This is a genomic window from Gordonia sp. IITR100, assembly GCF_002009645.1.
GTDB lineage: Bacteria > Actinomycetota > Actinomycetes > Mycobacteriales > Mycobacteriaceae > Gordonia > Gordonia hongkongensis.
The window spans coordinates 99509-116076 of sequence record NZ_MVKV01000003.1 but is presented as its reverse complement, the minus strand read 5'-3'; the positions used below and the strand labels follow the sequence as shown (position 1 = coordinate 116076).

At 69.8% G+C, this 16568-nt stretch carries 16 protein-coding genes; 3 read left to right on the top strand and 13 right to left on the bottom strand.

From position 1 onward, the window contains the following. Positions 1-39: 39 nt before the first annotated feature. The 3 genes from B1818_RS06925 to B1818_RS06915 all read right to left on the bottom strand — a co-directional run bounded on the left by B1818_RS06925 (position 40) and on the right by B1818_RS06915 (position 4187). The gene (locus tag B1818_RS06925) at positions 40-2343 is read right to left on the bottom strand and encodes a polyribonucleotide nucleotidyltransferase (RefSeq protein WP_078112281.1); all 2304 of its coding nucleotides are present in this window, start codon (positions 2341-2343) and stop codon (positions 40-42) included. A gap of 485 nt (positions 2344-2828) precedes the next feature. Beyond that, positions 2829-3098 carry a 30S ribosomal protein S15 gene (gene rpsO, locus B1818_RS06920; protein WP_004021887.1) on the bottom strand — a complete coding sequence of 90 codons (270 nt, stop codon included), beginning with the start codon at positions 3096-3098 and terminating at the stop codon, positions 2829-2831. Between the two features lie 120 nt (positions 3099-3218). Beyond that, positions 3219-4187, bottom strand: a complete 969-nt coding sequence (locus tag B1818_RS06915; RefSeq protein ID WP_078112280.1) for a bifunctional riboflavin kinase/FAD synthetase — start codon at positions 4185-4187, stop codon at positions 3219-3221. Between the two features lie 76 nt (positions 4188-4263). On the opposite strand from B1818_RS06915, the gene B1818_RS06910 reads away from it, so the two are divergent. Further along, positions 4264-4956 (top strand): metal-dependent transcriptional regulator, encoded by a 693-nt coding sequence (locus B1818_RS06910; protein ID WP_065628946.1) that lies wholly within the window; start codon positions 4264-4266, stop codon positions 4954-4956. Between the two features lie 22 nt (positions 4957-4978). Here the strand turns inward: B1818_RS06910 and truB are convergent, their stop codons facing one another. From truB to rimP, 10 genes are all read right to left on the bottom strand, one after another. Beyond that, a complete protein-coding gene (gene truB / locus B1818_RS06905) occupies positions 4979-5878 on the bottom strand; it encodes a tRNA pseudouridine(55) synthase TruB (protein WP_078112278.1) in 900 nt (299 codons plus the stop codon). Position 5879: 1 nt separating this feature from the next. Then, positions 5880-6536, bottom strand: a complete 657-nt coding sequence (locus B1818_RS06900) for a 4'-phosphopantetheinyl transferase (protein WP_078112277.1) — start codon at positions 6534-6536, stop codon at positions 5880-5882. Beyond that, the gene (locus B1818_RS06895; protein WP_175401038.1) at positions 6533-7534 is read right to left on the bottom strand and encodes a metallophosphoesterase; all 1002 of its coding nucleotides are present in this window, start codon (positions 7532-7534) and stop codon (positions 6533-6535) included. The genes B1818_RS06900 and B1818_RS06895 overlap by 4 nt, the downstream gene beginning before the upstream one ends. A gap of 28 nt (positions 7535-7562) precedes the next feature. After that, positions 7563-8912, bottom strand: a complete 1350-nt coding sequence (locus B1818_RS06890) for an MATE family efflux transporter (RefSeq protein ID WP_176455893.1) — start codon at positions 8910-8912, stop codon at positions 7563-7565. 38 nt (positions 8913-8950) lie between these two features. Continuing rightward, entirely contained in the window at positions 8951-9907 is a 957-nt protein-coding gene (locus B1818_RS06885) for a bifunctional oligoribonuclease/PAP phosphatase NrnA (RefSeq protein WP_058250134.1), read from the bottom strand. Further along, positions 9904-10359: a 30S ribosome-binding factor RbfA gene (gene rbfA, locus B1818_RS06880; RefSeq protein WP_078112274.1), complete on the bottom strand. Its 456-nt coding sequence runs from the start codon at positions 10357-10359 to the stop codon at positions 9904-9906. Before rbfA ends, B1818_RS06885 begins: the two co-directional genes overlap by 4 nt. 100 nt (positions 10360-10459) lie before the next feature. Then, positions 10460-13312, bottom strand: a complete 2853-nt coding sequence (gene infB, locus B1818_RS24660; RefSeq protein ID WP_078112273.1) for a translation initiation factor IF-2 — start codon at positions 13310-13312, stop codon at positions 10460-10462. A gap of 99 nt (positions 13313-13411) precedes the next feature. Next, complete coding sequence (locus B1818_RS06870; RefSeq protein ID WP_078112272.1) at positions 13412-13696, bottom strand: YlxR family protein; 285 nt, start codon at positions 13694-13696, stop codon at positions 13412-13414. 101 nt (positions 13697-13797) lie between these two features. Then, positions 13798-14808, bottom strand: a complete 1011-nt coding sequence (gene nusA, locus B1818_RS06865) for a transcription termination factor NusA (RefSeq protein WP_058250130.1) — start codon at positions 14806-14808, stop codon at positions 13798-13800. A gap of 16 nt (positions 14809-14824) precedes the next feature. Next, positions 14825-15421, bottom strand: a complete 597-nt coding sequence (rimP, locus tag B1818_RS06860; RefSeq protein ID WP_078112271.1) for a ribosome maturation factor RimP — start codon at positions 15419-15421, stop codon at positions 14825-14827. Positions 15422-15517: 96 nt separating this feature from the next. On the opposite strand from rimP, the gene B1818_RS06855 reads away from it, so the two are divergent. Continuing rightward, complete coding sequence (locus B1818_RS06855) at positions 15518-16081, top strand: hypothetical protein (RefSeq protein ID WP_058250128.1); 564 nt, start codon at positions 15518-15520, stop codon at positions 16079-16081. Next, positions 16078-16563 carry a ferritin-like domain-containing protein gene (locus tag B1818_RS06850; RefSeq protein WP_078112270.1) on the top strand — a complete coding sequence of 162 codons (486 nt, stop codon included), beginning with the start codon at positions 16078-16080 and terminating at the stop codon, positions 16561-16563. The genes B1818_RS06855 and B1818_RS06850 overlap by 4 nt, the downstream gene beginning before the upstream one ends. Positions 16564-16568 lie beyond the last annotated feature (5 nt).

The following is a 16568-nucleotide window of genomic DNA, read 5'->3' as shown; positions in this document are numbered from 1 at the left end:
TCCGCAATGGACGACGGGCCCCGGTGGGTCGTACTCAGATCAGGCGTCGGCCTTCACCGCGTCATCCTTGACCGCGTCGGGGGCGGGTGCGTCGGCCTTGTCGGCGTCGTCATCGACCGGGACGAGGCTGATCTTGCCGCGCTCGTCGATGTCGGCGATCTCGACGCGGAGCTTGGAGCCCACGTTGACCACGTCCTCGACCTTGTTGATGCGCTTGCCCTTGCCGAGCTTCGAGATGTGCACGAGGCCGTCGCGACCCGGGAGCAGCGACACGAAGGCGCCGAACGCGGTGGTCTTGACGACGGTGCCCAGGAAGCGCTCCCCGACCTTGGGCAGCTGCGGGTTGGCGATCGCGTTGATGCGGTCGATCGCCGCCTGCGCGGACGGACCGTCGGCCGCGCCGACGAACACGGTGCCGTCGTCCTCGATGGAGACGTTGGCGCCGGTCTCCTCGGTGATGCCGTTGATCGTCTTGCCCTTCGGGCCGATCAGCTCGCCGATCTTGTCCATCGGGATCTTGATGGTGGTGATCCGCGGCGCGAACGGGCTCATCTCGTCGGGCTCGTCGATGGCCTCGGCCATGACGTCGAGGATGGTCAGTCGGGCGTCCTTGGCCTGACTGAGCGCACCCGCGAGCACCTGCGACGGGATGCCGTCGAGCTTGGTGTCGAGCTGCAGGGCGGTCACGAAGTCCTTGGTGCCCGCGACCTTGAAGTCCATGTCGCCGAAGGCATCCTCGGCGCCGAGGATGTCGGTCAGTGCGACATAACGGGTTTCGCCGTCGACGGTGTCGGAGACGAGGCCCATGGCGATACCGGCGACCGGGGCGCGCAGCGGCACACCGGCATTCAGCAGCGACATGGTCGACGCACAGACCGAGCCCATCGAGGTCGAACCGTTGGAGCTCAGTGCCTCGGACACCTGGCGGATCGCGTACGGGAAGTCCTCGACGCTCGGCAGCACCGGCACCAGGGCACGCTCGGCGAGCGCACCGTGGCCGATCTCGCGACGCTTGGGCGATCCGACGCGACCGGTCTCACCGGTGGAGTACGGCGGGAAGTTGTAGTGGTGCATGTACCGCTTGGACGTCTCGGGTCCGAGCGAGTCGATCTGCTGCGCCATCTTGACCATGTCGAGTGTGGTGACGCCCATGATCTGGGTCTCGCCGCGCTCGAACAACGCACTGCCGTGGGCGCGCGGGATGATCGCGACCTCGGCCGAGAGGGCACGGATGTCGGTGATGCCGCGGCCGTCGATGCGGAAGTGGTCGGTCAGGATGCGCTGCCGGACGAGCTTCTTGGTCAGCGACCGGTAGGCCCCGCCGATCTCCTTCTCGCGGCCCGCGAACTGCTCGCCGAGCTGCTCGAGGACGTCGGCCTTGAGCTCGTCGGTCTTGTCGTCGCGCTCCTGCTTGCCGGCGATCGTCAGGATCTCCGACAGGCGATCGGTGGCGGCGGCCGCCACCGCGTCGTAGGCATCCGACTGGTATGCCGGATACAGCGGGAACTCGGCGGTCTCCTTGGCCGCGGCGGCGGCCAGGGACTTCTGCGCCTCGCAGAGGCGGGCGATGAACGGCTTGGCGGCTTCGAGGCCCTCGGCGACGATCGCCTCGGTCGGTGCCTGCGCGCCGCCGGCGATGAGGTCGATGACGTTGTCGGTGGCCTCGGCCTCGACCATCATGATCGCGACATCGGCGCTGTCACCGGAGCCGGCGACGATGCGGCCCGCGACGACCATGTCGAACACGGCGCCCTCGAGCTGCTCGACGGTCGGGAACGCGACCCACTGCCCGGCCTTGTTCTCCTCGGTCGGGATGAGCGCGACACGCACGCCGCCGACCGGACCGGAGAACGGGAGACCCGCGAGCTGGGTGGAGGCGGACGCGGCGTTGATCGCGACGACGTCGTAGAGGTCGTTCGGGTTCAGCGAGAGGACGGTCACGACGACCTGGATCTCGTTGCGGAGACCGTCGACGAACGACGGACGCAGCGGACGGTCGATGAGACGGCAGGTCAGGATCGCGTCGGTCGACGGACGACCCTCGCGACGGAAGAACGACCCGGGGATTCGGCCCGCGGCGTACATCCGCTCCTCGACGTCCACGGTCAGCGGGAAGAAGTCGAAGTGCTCCTTCGGGTGCTTCGACGCCGCGGTGGTCGAGAGCAGCATGTTCTCGTCGTCGAGGTACGCGGTGACCGAACCGGCGGCCTGCAGCGCGAGGCGCCCGGTCTCGAACCGGATCGTGCGGGTGCCGAAGCTGCCGTTGTCGATGACGGCGGTCGCCTCGGTGATGGCGTCGTCGTAGTCGTCGGCGAAGTCTTCGGTGGTGTTCACATCTGTCATGTGGGGTGGAATCCCTTCGTAGCGGCTGCCGATGGCGGCCGTCTGACGCGGCCACGAGAAGGTGGCCGCTTGTGCGGTTGGGGGTGGCCTTCGCGGAGGTGCGCAGCACGAACTCACGTGTGACGTCGAGCGAGCTCGCACAGCAGCGCACGCGCGGATCGGACCTACCCAGAACGCGCCGAGAATGTGCGGCAGCACGGTGAATGGCGCAGCATGTCTGCGCCGGCTGAGTGCTCAGACGGCCTTCGATCGAAGCGGCCGGAATCCTGCGCGCCCGAGGGTTGCCCGGGCGAGGGTTCCGGCGGCCACTACCGAGGACCGATCTGGCTGGTCGTTCCGCACTGCCTCGAGTTCCGGCACGATCCGTCTGTCAGCGTATCACCGCCGACTGTCGATACCTCAATACGACAACCCCCGATACGACAAACCGGCCGCCCCCGTCTCGGGGGCGGCCGGTGGAAGTCGGGAGATCAGCGACGGTGGAGTCAGCGACGGAGGCCGAGACGCTCGATGAGCGAACGGTAGCGGTTGATGTCGACCTTGGCGACATACTTCAACAGACGACGGCGACGGCCGACCAGCAGCAGCAGACCGCGGCGGCTGTGGTGATCGTGCTTGTGCTGCTTCAGGTGCTCGGTGAGGTCGGTGATGCGCTTGGTCAGCATCGCGACCTGGGCCTCGGGCGAGCCGGTGTCGGTCTCGTGCAGACCGTACTCGGCGAGGATTTCCTTCTTCTGCTCGACAGTCAAAGCCATGGAGATACTCCTGTTTCTCAGTACCGCGTCCGAAACAACCACGGTGCGCCACCGCGGACTGCAGCAACACCGACTGATCAGGCTACCGCCCGGGTGGCACCCGGCCCAAATCCACCGGGCTCAGCCCTCGGCCGCCGCCAGGATCTCGCGCGTCTTCGTCACGTCGTCGCCCATGGCGGTGATCAGGTCGTCGACCCCGTCGAACTGTTCCATCCCGCGGATGCGGTGCACGAAGTCGACGGCGACGTGCTGCCCGTAGAGGTCGGCGCTCTTGTCCAGGACGAACGCCTCGACCGTTCGGGTGCGGCCGGAGAAGGTGGGGTTGGTGCCGACCGACACCGCGGCCTGGTAGCGCTCCCCCGGTTCGACCTCGCCGACGACCGGACCCGCGCCCAGGATCGTGAACCAGGCGGCGTAGACGCCGTCGGCGGGGATGGCGGCGTACATCGGCGGGGCCACGTTGGCCGTCGGGTATCCGAGGTCGCGGCCACGGCCGTCGCCGCGCACCACCACTCCCTCGACCCGATGCGGACGGCCGAGCGCCTCGGTCGCGCGGTCGACGTCACCGGCCGCGACACACGAGCGGATGTAGGTCGACGAGAAGGTCACCGCATGTTCACCGAACAGCGAGACCGATTCCACCGAGAAGCCGAACTTCCCACCGAGTTCGGCGAGCTTGGCCACGTCGCCGGCCGCCTTGCGTCCGAACGTGAAGTTGTCGCCGACGACCACGACGGCCGCGTGCAACGTCTCCACGAGGATGTCGTGGGCGAAGTCCTTGGGCGACCGGGCGGCGAGTTCGGGTGTGAACGGCATGACGCAGAAGACGTCGATCCCGAGCTCCTCGGCCAGCTCGGCGCGCCGTGTCAGCGTCGTCAGTTGCGGCGGATGGGATCCCGGGCGGACCACCTCGGACGGGTGCGGGTCGAACGTCATCAGCACCGCCGGGACGCCGTGCTCCTTCGCCGCCTTCGTGGCGGCGTTGATGAGCTCGGCATGTCCCCGGTGAACACCGTCGAAGACACCTATGGTGACCACGCACCGTCCCCAGCCCGCGGGGATGTCGTCCAGACCTCGCCAACGCAACACGCGACCAGACTACGGGCACCCGGTGTTCCAAACCACCACCGCCACTCGCGTTTGCGGTGGGGTTAAGCTCTTGGTCATGCCTCGGGGAACGGATCGTCCGGTGACAGAACTGTCACAGGTGACCCAGGACTATCTGAAAGTGATCTGGACCAGCCAGGAGTGGGAAGACGTCAAGGTCACCACCAAGCTGCTGGCTCAATCCCTCGGCGTGTCCGCATCGACCGCGTCGGAGGCGATCCGCAAACTCGCCGACCAGGGCTTCGTCTCGCACGAACCGTACGGCGCGGTCACCCTCACCGCCGCGGGCCGGTCCGCCGCAGTCCTGATGGTGCGCCGCCACCGGCTGATCGAGACCTTCCTGGTGCGCGAGCTGGGCTACCGCTGGGATGAGGTCCACGACGAGGCGGAGATCCTCGAACACGCGGTGTCCGACCGGCTGATGGCCCGGCTCGATGCGAAACTCGGCTTCCCCGACCGGGATCCGCACGGCGACCCGATTCCCGCACTCGACGGCTCGATCCCCGCACCGGACGCGGCGCTCCTGGCTGACCTGGAGGTCGGGGCGTCGGGCGCCATCGCCCGGATCTCCGACACCGATCCCGAGATGCTGCGCTACTTCGACCAGGTGGGCGTCGCCCTCGACTGTGTGGTGACCGTCGCCGAGAAGCGCCCGTTCGCGGGCACGATCTCGGTGTCGCTCGACGACGGCGATCCCATCGACCTCGGCGACATCGCCGCGCGCGCCATCTTCGTCGTCCCGCGCGGCTGACCCGTTTCGGCGGCAGGGCGCGTCAGCGCAGGGTCGCCGGCCGCACCACCATCACCGAACTCGCGCGGCGTCCCTTTTCCTGGATCAGCGCGATCGCCTGTTCCCGCGGATCGACGACGACATAGATCTCCTTGCGGCCGATCGGCTCCAGCCATCGACCCTGACTGATCGACTCGGCCTCGTCGTCGTCGATGTCGCGGCGCGGGAACGAGATCTTGACCGCCTCGTCGATGTCGAGGCTGACGCGGGGCTCGTCGCGGACGTCGTCGAGTGTTCGCGCGTGGTCGAGGGTGAACGGGCCGACCGCCGTCCGCCGGAGTTCGGTCAGGTGCCCGCCGACCCCGAGCGCGGCGCCGAGATCGCGCGCCAGTGACCGGATGTACGTGCCCGACGAACAGTCAACGGCCACATCGAGATCGACGCACGCCGCGTCGCGCCGGGCGTCGAGCAGCTCGAAGCAAGACACGGTGACCGGGCGCGGCGCGAGGTCGAAGTCGGCTCCCGTCCGCACCAGTGCGTGCGCTCGCCGGCCGTCGACCTTGATGGCGCTGACCTTCGCCGGGACCTGCTGGATGTCACCGGTGAGATCGGCCATGGCCGTGGCGATGTCGGCGTCGAGGACCCCGGATGCGTCTGCCGTGTCGAGGATCTCGCCTTCGCGGTCGTCGGTCGTGGTGGACGCGCCGAGTCGGATCGTCGCCGTGTACGACTTCGTCGTCAGCGACAGCAGTCCGAGAAGCTTTGTGGCCCGCTCGATCCCGACGACCAGGACCCCGGTGGCCATCGGGTCGAGGGTGCCGGCGTGCCCGACGCGGCGGGTGTTGAAGATCTTCCGGCATCGGGAGACGACATCATGGCTGGTCATCCCGGCCGGCTTGTCGACGACGAGTAGGCCGGCGTTCTCGATGGTTGCGTCGGCCACGTCAGGTCAGCGCGATCGTGGTGGTGATGATGCCGCGCTCGACCAGCCAGCGTCCGGAGAACTCCAGCAGCGGCGGCCCACCGTCGGCGGCGGCCGGGTCGATGAGGATGCGGGAGGTGAACGTCCCCGACGTCGGGGTGGACTGTTCGAAGGTGATGTGGGCGTCCTCGAAACCCAACCAGCGCTTCGCGACCGGGAACCAGGCCTTGTAGGTGGCCTCCTTGGCGCAGAACAGCAGCCGGTCCCAGTGCAGGTCACCCGACCGGGTCGCGAGCACCTCGCGCTCGGCGGGCAGGCTGGTGTGCTCGAGCACACCGTTGGGCAGGCGGTCGTGCGGCTCGGCGTCGATGCCGAGGGACCGCACCGACATCGCGTACGCGACCGTCGCGGCGCGGTAACCGTCGCAGTGCGTGAGGCTCCCGACGATCCCGGCCGGCCACACGGGTGCCCCCTTGTCCCCCTTGAGGATCGGGACGGGCTCGTAACCCAGCTCGCCCAGCGCCTGCCGGGCGCAGTGGCGGACGGTGGTGAACTCGCGACGACGCTTCTCCACCGCGCGCGAGATCAGGCTCTGCTCGGCCGGCAGCAGGACGAGATCCGGTGGATCGGCGAACGCCTCCGCCGAGGCGACGCCGGCCGGCAGGAGTTGTTCGATCATCGGTTGTCCTCTCGCGCTTGCCGTTCCGCTTGCCGCTCGGCCTGTCGTGTTCGTCGTTCCGCCTGCCGCTGCTCGACCCGCTGCCGGAACTCGGCGGCGCGTTCGGCGTAGTCGGGCGGCAGATCGAACCGGACGCCGTGCTCGGGCAGATCGGACGCGCCGAGCCCGTCTCCGGGAACGATGTTGCGCATCAGGGGGTTCGGGAGTCCCCGGCGCTTCCATTCCCGCGGGTAGCCGACCGACACCTCCTCGAACCGGATGCCGTCGTACCAGGTGGTCCGGGGGATGTGCAGGTGTCCGTACACGCAGCAGGCCGCGTTGAACTCGGTGTGCCAGTCGGCGGTCAGCTCACTGCCGCACCACAGCGCGAACTCCGGGTAGATGAGCGCGTCACACGGTTCGCGGCGCAGCGGCCAGTGGTTGATGAGGACCGTCTTCTCGGCGGGGTCGATGGCCTGCAGCCGACGCCGGGTGATCTCGATCCGCGCCCGTCCCCACGCGTCGCGAGTCGGGAACGGTTCGGGTGACAGGAGGAACTCATCGGTCGCCACCACATTGCGTTCCCGGGCGAGCGCGAGCGCGGTCAGTTTGTTGGCCGTGCCCTCCGGGCGGAAGGTGTAGTCGTACAGCAGGAACATCGGGACCACGCGGACGGGATCGGAGCCATCGCCCGGATCGAACAGCGGGTAGATGTCCTCCGGGGTCACCACGCCGATGTCGCGGCAGGCCTGGACGAGGTAGTCGTACCGCGCGACCCCGAACACCTGCAGCGGGTCCTTCGCCGTCGTGTACAGCTCGTGGTTGCCCGGCACCCACACGACGGTGGCGAACCTTGCCCGCAGACGACGCAGGGTGTCGACGATGTCGTCGGTGCGTTCGGCGACGTCACCGGCGACGATGAGCCAGTCGTCCGGCGAGGTCGGCCGGATGCTGTCGATGATGTGCTCGTTGCCCCGATGCGCGATGTGCAGATCGCTGATCGCCCACAGAGTAGCCACGAGGATCCATCGTGCCAGAGGACCGCGATCAGGCGCGGACCGCACCTGCCCGGCGCCACCGGCCGGACCGGATCCGCCACACCACGGTGGCCAGACGCACGAGCATGAACACCACCAGGCCCGACCACACACCCGCGAGTCCCCAGTCGAACACGAGCGACAGCCAGATCAGCGGCAGGAACCCGATCAGGGCGCCGGCGAGGGTCGCGGTGCGCAGGAAGGCGGCGTCGCCGCTGCCGAGGAGCACGCCGTCGAGCGCGAAGACCACGCCGGCGATCGGCAACATGCCGACGAAGAACCACCAGGGCACCCCGACGGCGTCGAGGACGGCGGCGTCGGAGGTGAAGATGCGCGGGATGAGCGCCGCACCGGCCGCGAAGAGGGTCGCCATCGCGGTGGCGGCGACCACGGACACCGCGGTGACGCGCCGGGCGACGGAATCGGCTGCGCCGAGTCGTCCCGCCCCCAGCGCCGCGCCCACCAGCGCCTGCGCGGCGATGGCCACCGAGTCGAGGAACAGGGCCATGAACTCCCACAGCTGCAGCACGAGCTGATGCGCCGCCACCTGGGCGACACCGAAACGCGCCGCGACCGCGGCCGCCGAGACGAAGCAGATCTGGAACGACAGACTCCGCACGACCAGATCCCGCGCCATGACCAGCTGCGCGCGGATGATCGACCAGTCGGGTGCGAAGGCGCGCGAACCGGACCTGTCGGCTCCCGCCGCGACCCGCCGTGCCTCGCGGACCACCCGCACGGCGAACAACACTCCCGTCACGCCCTGTCCGATCACGTTGGCCACCGCGCTGCCGTCCAGACCGAGACGCGGGAACGGGCCGACGCCGTGGACCAGTCCGACGACGAGGACCGCGGCGAGGGACAACCCGACCACGACGTAGACGACGGGACGACGAGTGTCCTGGACGCCGCGCATCCACCCGTTCCCGGCCATCGACAGCAGGATCAGCGGGACACCGAACATCGCGATCCGCAGCCAGCCCGCCGCATCCTCGGCCACCGCGGCGGACTCCGGCGACGACGTCCCGACCAGCAGACGCATCACGACCGGGGCGCACGGGTAGGCGACGGCGACGATCAGGACGCCGACCGCCACCGCTATCCAGCTCGCCTGCACGCCTTCGACGACGGCGCCGGCCCGGTCACCGGAGCCGAAGCGACGCGCGGAGCGGGCGGTGGTGCCGTAGGACAGGAAGGTCAGCTGCGTACTGACGATCGAGAGCACCAGGGTGCCGACGCCGAGAGCGGCCAGTTGTTCGCCGCCGAGGCGTCCGACGACCGCCAGGTCCAGCAGGAGGTACAGCGGCGGCGCGATGAGGACGGCGAGAGCCGAGACGGTGAGGGTGGCGATGCGTGCCACGCCCGGGGCGTCCCCGGCATCCGGCTCCGACGCGAGGCTCAGAGCGACTCCAGCAACCTGGCGACCACCTCGTCGGCGGTACCGGTGTCGCTGTACCCGGAGGCCTGACGATGCCCGCCGCCGCCGTGCGCCCGGGCGATCGGTACGAGATCGACGATGTCCTTGGACCGCAGCGAGACCGTCCAGACACCCGGCTCGCCCTCCTTGAACACCGCTGCCACCTCGGCCTCGCGAGCGGTCCGGATGGTGTCCACGACGCTCTCGGACTCCTCCCAGCTCATCCCGGCCAGCGCCTGCTGGTCGACCACGGCGTACACCAGACCCTCACCGTCGCAGGCGGTGGGTACGAGCTGCGCCGACGCCAGGACACCCGACATCATCGAGAACCAGGCGAACGGATGGGAGTCGAACAGGATCCGGCTCCACTTCCGCGTGTCGACGCCGGTCTCCAGAAGCCGGGCCGCGACCCGGAACGACGCCGGACGGGCCCACCGGAACGAGCCGGTGTCGGTGCTGAGGCCGGCGTAGACGCAGGTGGCGATGTCGGCGTCGAGTTCGACGCCCAGGTCGTCGAGGACGTCGAGCACCAGCACGGCGGTGCAGTCGGCGGCCGGGTCCACCAGGTCGAGATCGCCAAAACCGGGGTTCGACGCGTGGTGGTCGATGACGATCGAGGTCTGCGCCGCGGTGAACGTCTCACCGAGCGAGTCCAGCCGCTCGAGGTTGGCGGCGTCGACCGCGACCACCAGTGGGTGTCCGACGACCTGCGCCGGAGCGCACAGCAACTTGCCGCCGGGCAGCCCGGCGAGCGAGGCCGGGAGCTGTTCGGTCCCCGGGTAGGAGACCTCGACGTCGACGCCCCGGCGGTCGAGTGCCAGCCCCAGCGCCAGACCGCTGCCGATCGTGTCCGCATCGGGCCGGACGTGACAGCAGATGGTCACCGCGGTTGCGGAGGCCAGCGTCGCGGCGATCGCCGCGCTCGACGAACTGCTCACTCGCGGGTACCGGTGGTGTCGTCGTCCGCCGACCGATAGGGGTCGGAGTCCCCCGCCGGCTTCGCCTCGGCGGCGCGTCGGGCGACGAGTTCGTCGTTAGCGCGGGCGCGGGCGACGAGCTCCTCCATCTGACGCGCGGCATCGGGAACCGTGTCGAGTACGAAGCGCAGGGTCGGGGTGAAGCGCACCCCGGTACCCGCACCGACCTTCGACCGCAGCACGCCGGTCGCCTTCGCCAGACCCGCGGCCGCAGCCTCGAAGTCGGGTTCGGCGTCGATGGATTCACCCATCACGGTGTAGTAGATCGTCGCATCGTGGAGATCGTTGGTCACCCGGGCATCGGTGACAGTCACATACGCCAGTCGCGGATCCTTGATCTCGTGCGCGATCGCCGACGCGACGATCGACGAGATCCGCTTGGCCAGGCGCTGAGCCCGTGCCGGATCTGCCATTCCAGGACTCCTTCCATAGCGCTGCGTGCGCGCCGACCGGAGACCGGTCGGCGCGCACCACAACTGTCGAGATGTCGTACGAGGGTGGTCGTCGCCGCGATCAGTCGCGCGGCTTCTCCCGCAGCTCGTAGGTCTCGATCACGTCGTCCACCTTGATGTCCGAGTAGGTCAGCGTGAGACCACATTCGTAGCCTTCGCGAACCTCGGTGGCATCGTCCTTCTCACGCTTGAGCGACGACACGGTGAGGTTCTCGGCGACCACCACGTTGTCGCGCAGCAGGCGGGCCTTGGCGTTGCGCCGCATGATGCCCGACTGCACGAGGCAACCGGCGATGTTGCCGACCTTCGAAGACTTGAAGATCGCGCGGATCTCGGCGCGGCCGAGCTCCACCTCTTCGTAGATCGGCTTGAGCATGCCCTTGAGCGCGCTCTCGATCTCGTCGATGGCCTGGTAGATCACCGAGTAGTACCGGATGTCGACGCCCTCGCGGTTGGCCAGCTCGGTGGCCTTGCCCTCCGCCCGGACGTTGAAGCCGATGATGATCGCATCCGAGGCCGCCGCCAGGTTGACGTTGGTCTCGGTGACGCCACCGACACCGCGGTCGATGATCCGCAGCGAGACCTCGTCGCCCATCTCGATGTTCAGCAGGGCCTCTTCGAGGGCCTCGACCGTACCCGAGTTGTCACCCTTGAGGATGAGGTTGAGCTGGCTGGTCTCCTTGAGAGCCGAATCCAGGTCTTCCAGGCTGATCCGCTTGCGGCTGCGTGCGGCCAGCGCGTTGCGCTTGCGTGCGTTGCGCCGGTCGGCGATCTGCCGGGCGATGCGGTCCTCCTCGACCACGAGCAGGTTGTCGCCTGCGCCGGGGACCGAGGTGAAGCCGATGACCTGGACCGGACGCGACGGCAGCGCCTCGGGGACGTCGTCGCCGTGCTCGTCGACCATGCGTCGGACACGTCCGTAGGCGTCGCCGGCGACGATCGAGTCGCCGACCTTCAGCGTGCCGCGCTGGACCAGCACGGTCGCCACCGGGCCGCGGCCGCGGTCGAGGTGCGCCTCGATGGCGACACCCTGGGCGTCCATGTCCGGGTTGGCACGCAGGTCCAGCGACGCGTCCGCGGTGAGCAGGACGGCCTCGAGCAGTGCGTCGATGTTCTCGCCCTGCTTGGCCGAGATGTCGACGAACATGGCGTCGCCGCCGTACTCCTCGGGGACCAGACCGTATTCGGTCAGCTGCCCGCGGATCTTCTGCGGGTCGGCGCCTTCCTTGTCGATCTTGTTCACCGCGACCACGATCGGCACGTCGGCCGCCTGGGCGTGGTTGACCGCCTCCACCGTCTGCGGCATGACGCCGTCGTCGGCCGCGACCACGAGGATCGCGATGTCGGTCGCCTTGGCGCCGCGGGCACGCATGGCGGTGAACGCCTCGTGACCCGGGGTGTCGATGAAGGTGATCAGGCGATCCTCACCGTTGAGGTGGGTGTTCACCTGGTAGGCACCGATGTGCTGCGTGATGCCGCCGGCCTCGCCCTCCCGGACGTTGGCCTTACGGATCGTGTCGAGCAGTCGGGTCTTACCGTGATCGACGTGGCCCATGACGGTGACCACCGGCGGACGCTGTTCGAGGTCTTCCTCGCCGCCCTCGTCCTCGCCGTAGGTGAGGTCGAAGCTGTCGAGCAGCTCGCGGTCCTCGTCCTCGGGGCTGACCACCTGGACGCGGTAGTTCATCTCCGAGCCGAGCAGCTCGAGCGTCTCGTCGTTGACCGACTCGGTCGCCGTCACCATCTCGCCGAGGTTGAACAGCGCCTGGACCAGCGAAGCCGGGTTGGCGTCGATCTTGTCGGCGAAGTCGGACAGCGACGCACCGCGGGCGAGACGGATGATCTCGCCGTTGCCGCGCGGCAGCCGGACGCCACCGACGGCCGGTGCCTGCATGTTCTCGTACTCGGCGCGTTTCGCCCGCTTCGACTTGCGACCACGGCGCGGTGCACCACCGGGACGACCGAAGGCGCCTGCTGCGCCGCCGCGTCCACGGCCGCCACCGCCACCGCCGCCGGGACGACCGCGGAAACCGCCACCGGGAGGTCCTCCCGGTGCACCGGCTCCGCCGCCGCCGCCGCGGTAGCCACCGCCGCCGCCGGGGCCACCACGGCCTCCGCCGGCACCGCCGCGACCACCCGGACGGGCGTCGGGACGGGCCGCGCGCGACGGCATGGCGCCGGGACTCGGACGCGGGGGCATGTTGCCGGGATTGGGACGGGGACCGCCCTGGCCGGGAGCGGGACGACCGCCACCGGGACGCGGACCACCCTGGCCGGCGGCGCCGGGACGGCCACCGCCGGGACGCGGACCGCCCTGACCCGGTCCGGGACGGGCAGCCGGACGCGGCGCGGGCGCCGGTGCCGACGAATACGGGTTGTTGCCCACCCGCGGCGTACGCGGACCCGGCTTCGGGCCGGGACGCGGACCCGGGCTCGACGTGGGGGCAGACGGTGCTGCCGACGCGGCCGGGGCCTGCGGCGCCGGTGCCGCGGGACGCGGGCTGGGACGCTCCGCCGCGGGGGCGGGCGCCGGGGCCGGGGTCTCCGCCGGTGCGGGTGCGGGCTTGGGTGCGCCCGGCTTCGGCGCGTTGGTGCGCGGGCCGGGGCTCGGACGATCGGCGACCGGCGCCGACGGGGTTGCGGGTGCACCGGGCTTCGGTGCGTTCGAGTTGCCGGACGGCTTGGGTCCGGGCTTGGCGCTCTGGCGCGGGCCGGGGGCCGGGGACGACTTGGAGTCCTTGGCTCCCCCGTCCTTGCCGGGGAACGATTCACGCAGTCGACGGGCCACGGGGGCCTCCACCGTCGACGACGCCGATTTGACGAACTCGCCCTGCTCCTTCAGACGCTCGAGCACCTGCTTGCTCGTGACGCCGAGCTCTTTGGCCAATTCGTGCACGCGGGCTTTGCCTGCCACTGCTCTCCTCACTTGGAGGCCAAGCGGCTCACCCGCTACGGCCTCGATTTAAGTCCGGTACATGCTCATCGTGACTTCACGGTGTGCTCATGTCTTCTGCTACCTGTTCCGGCTCCGGGGAGCCATCCTCTGGTGGGTGATCGCGCCGAGCTGTTCGGTGAGATCGTCCGGGTCCACGGTCAGACCGGGGGTCCGGAGTGCCGCGGCGAAGGCCCGGCGTCGCGTCGCGGTGGAGATGCACTCCGACCGCGCGTGCAGCCACGCGCCTCGTCCCGGCATGGTCTTCGCGGAATCGACCACGACTGTCGGGGTGTCACCGCACAGCTGTGCGACGACACGGACCAACTCGCCGGCCTCTGCCCGCTGCCGGCAACCGATGCACATCCGGATGGGTGTGCCGCCGGCTGGCGAACGGGGGGCGGATCGCTGAACCATCGATCAGTCTAGCGCGAGCGGGCCCGGCGGGGACAATCGGCTGCTGTGCGTCACTCCGGCCCGCCCTCGGCCGCCGGCGCGGCGTCGGACCGGATGTCGATCCGCCACCCCGTGAGCCGGGCCGCGAGCCGGGCATTCTGGCCCTCTTTGCCGATGGCCAGCGACAGCTGGTAGTCCGGCACGATGACCCGCGCGGCCTTGGCGGCGGCGTCGACGACCGTCACCGAGACAACCTTCGCGGGCGACAACGCATTCCCGACGAAGACCGCCGGGTCGGTGTCGAAGTCGATGATGTCGATCTTCTCGCCGGCGAGTTCGCTCATCACGTTCCGTACGCGCTGGCCCATCGGACCGATGCACGCGCCCTTCGCGTTGAGGCCGGCCACGCCGGTGTGCACCGCGATCTTCGACCGGTGGCCGGCCTCGCGCGCCACGGCGACGATCTCGACGCTGCCGTCCTCGATCTCGGGCACCTCGAGGGAGAACAGTTTGCGCACCAGGTTCGGGTGGGTCCGGGACAGGGTGATCTGCGGACCGCGTGGTCCGCGGCTCACGCCGACGACGTAGCACTTGATCCGGTCGCCGTGGGTGTAGACCTCGCCCGGCACCTGCTCGGCCGGCGGGATGATGCCCTCGGTCGAGTTGGCGTCGCTGCCGATCTGGACGACGACCATCCCGCGCGCGTTGGCGCGCGAGTCCTGCTGCACGACGCCGCCGACGATCTCGCCCTCGTGGGCGACCAGGTCCCCGAAGTTCTTCTCGTTCTCGGCGTCGCGCAGGCGCTGGAGGATGACCTGCCGTGCGGTCGTCGCCGCGATGCGGCCGAAACCCTCGGGGGTGTCGTCCCATTCGTGGACGACGTTCCCGTCCTGGTCGACCTCCTGCGCCATCACACGGACGGCGCCGGACTTACGGTTGACGTCGACACGGGCATGCGGGGCGAAACCGTCGGTGTGTCGGTAGGCCGTCAGCAGAGCGGTCTCGATGGCGGTGATGACGGTCTCGATCGAGATGCCCTTGTCGGCCTCGATCATGCGCAGGGCGGCGATGTCGATGTTCATGTCGTCGATCTCCTATTCACTTGTCGTGTTCATTTGTCGTGTTCAGTTGTCGGGCGGCGGCGGGGGCGCGGCGCGCTTCGATCTCGTCGGGTTCGAGGCCGCACAGTTCGAGCTCGCGGACGCTCGGCTGAGAGAAATCCACCTGCACCACGGCTTCGGTCACCGAGGCGAGGTCGACGGTCTCCACCGCGATCCGCCCCTTGTGGTTCGCGACCACCTCGACCGCCGGAGCCGGGTCGTCGAGCAGCCTGCCGATGCGTCCGGTGACGGTGCGCGGCTGCGATCCGGGTCCGCCGTCGACCTCCACGACGACGCGCCGACCGGTGTTGCGACGCCAGTGCCGGGGCAGGGTCAGCGGGCTGTCGACGCCGCGCGAGGTGACCTCGAGTACGTAGGCGAGGTCGGCGAAGTCGGGCGTGGCGTCGAGGAGGTCGGAGATCTCGGTGCTGAGTACGGCGAGGACGTCGAGGTCGCTGCCACCGTCGCGGTCGACCACGATCGACAGTTCCTCCTGGCCGTCCCGGCTGCGCACCGTGATGTCCTCGAGGTCGAATCCCCGCTCGGCGACAAGCTTTTCGACGAGTTCGCGCACCTGCGTCGGGCTGATCGGCATGCCACTCCCCTCGTCTTCAGTTGTCGGGCCGTGCCGGGTGTCGCACGACGTTGCTCCGAACATCCTAGTGGATCGATCGCGCGGAGAACTGCTGGCATGATGTCCCGGGTGAGCATGCCCCCGATCGAGCGACGGACCCTGCGGCACCCGATCGACCGGCGCACCGCCTTGCGCGGCGGACTCCTCGCGGGCGCCGTCGTCGTCGGTGCCGGGGCGGCCGGCGTCGGACTGACCGGTTGCGATTCGTCGCCCTCCGCGGAGACCCTGCTGGCCGAGAGCCTGGTGCCCCTGGTGCGCTCGGCGTCCGCGGACGAGAGCACCGCGCGCGCCCTGGTCGCCGTCGAGCCCGCCTACGCCACCGCACTCGGTGTCGTGGCCGATCAGCGCGCCCAGCACGCTCGCGCACTGCGCGAGGAGATCATCCGGCTCGACCAGGAGGTGGCGGCGACACTCGACCGTCCCGCCACCTCGGCGACCGCCTCGACATCCCCGGCGGGTGCGCCACCGGCGGCACCGTCCCTCGCTCGACTGCGCGTCGATCTCGACGCCGCGGCCGGGCAGGCCCGCCGGGTCGCGCTCGGCGCCGCCGGGTACGCAGCCGGGCTGACCGGGTCGGTCGCCGCGGCGGTCACTTCGATGCGAGAGGTGCAACTGGCATGACGTCCCCCGTGAACACACCGGCGTCGGATTCGCCGGCCGCGCAAGCAGATCCCGACGACCCGTTGGTCGTCGCCGCCGAGACCGAGAACGCCGCGATCTTCACCTACGGCGTCATCACCGCCTTCGTCGCCGCCTCCCGTCGACGCACCGTCGCCGAGTACGCCGACGCCCATCGCGCCCGACGCGACGAGATCGACCGGACGATCGAGGCGGCGGGGAACACACCGCCGCTGGCGGCAGCCGGCTACACGCTGCCGATCGAGGTCACCGACCCGACCACGGCGGCCCGCGCCGCGCTCGGCGCCGAGATCGACTGTGCGAGCGCCTATCGTGCGTTGCTGGAGCAGGCCGACGACGAGACCGGACGCCGGATCGGCGCCGACGGGCTGTCGGACAGCGCGGTGCGCGCCGCGCGCTGGCGGGTGGCTCTGCAGGAGAGCCCGGTCACGGTGGCGTTCCCCGGCTCCCCCGCTGGCGGCTGAGCCGC

Bases quoted from the DNA above. Each gene is read 5' to 3' on its own strand.
- B1818_RS06925 (WP_078112281.1), bottom strand. From the start codon at position 2,343: ATGACAGATGTGAACACCACCGAAGACTTCGCCGACGACTACGACGAC.
- rpsO (WP_004021887.1), bottom strand. From the start codon at position 3,098: ATGGCTTTGACTGTCGAGCAGAAGAAGGAAATCCTCGCCGAGTACGGT.
- B1818_RS06910 (WP_065628946.1), top strand. From the start codon at position 4,264: ATGCCTCGGGGAACGGATCGTCCGGTGACAGAACTGTCACAGGTGACC.
- B1818_RS06900 (WP_078112277.1), bottom strand. From the start codon at position 6,536: ATGATCGAACAACTCCTGCCGGCCGGCGTCGCCTCGGCGGAGGCGTTC.
- rbfA (WP_078112274.1), bottom strand. From the start codon at position 10,359: ATGGCAGATCCGGCACGGGCTCAGCGCCTGGCCAAGCGGATCTCGTCG.
- B1818_RS06870 (WP_078112272.1), bottom strand. From the start codon at position 13,696: ATGTGCATCGGTTGCCGGCAGCGGGCAGAGGCCGGCGAGTTGGTCCGT.
- nusA (WP_058250130.1), bottom strand. From the start codon at position 14,808: ATGAACATCGACATCGCCGCCCTGCGCATGATCGAGGCCGACAAGGGC.
- rimP (WP_078112271.1), bottom strand. From the start codon at position 15,421: ATGCCGATCAGCCCGACGCAGGTGCGCGAACTCGTCGAAAAGCTTGTC.
- B1818_RS06855 (WP_058250128.1), top strand. From the start codon at position 15,518: ATGATGTCCCGGGTGAGCATGCCCCCGATCGAGCGACGGACCCTGCGG.
- B1818_RS06850 (WP_078112270.1), top strand. From the start codon at position 16,078: ATGACGTCCCCCGTGAACACACCGGCGTCGGATTCGCCGGCCGCGCAA.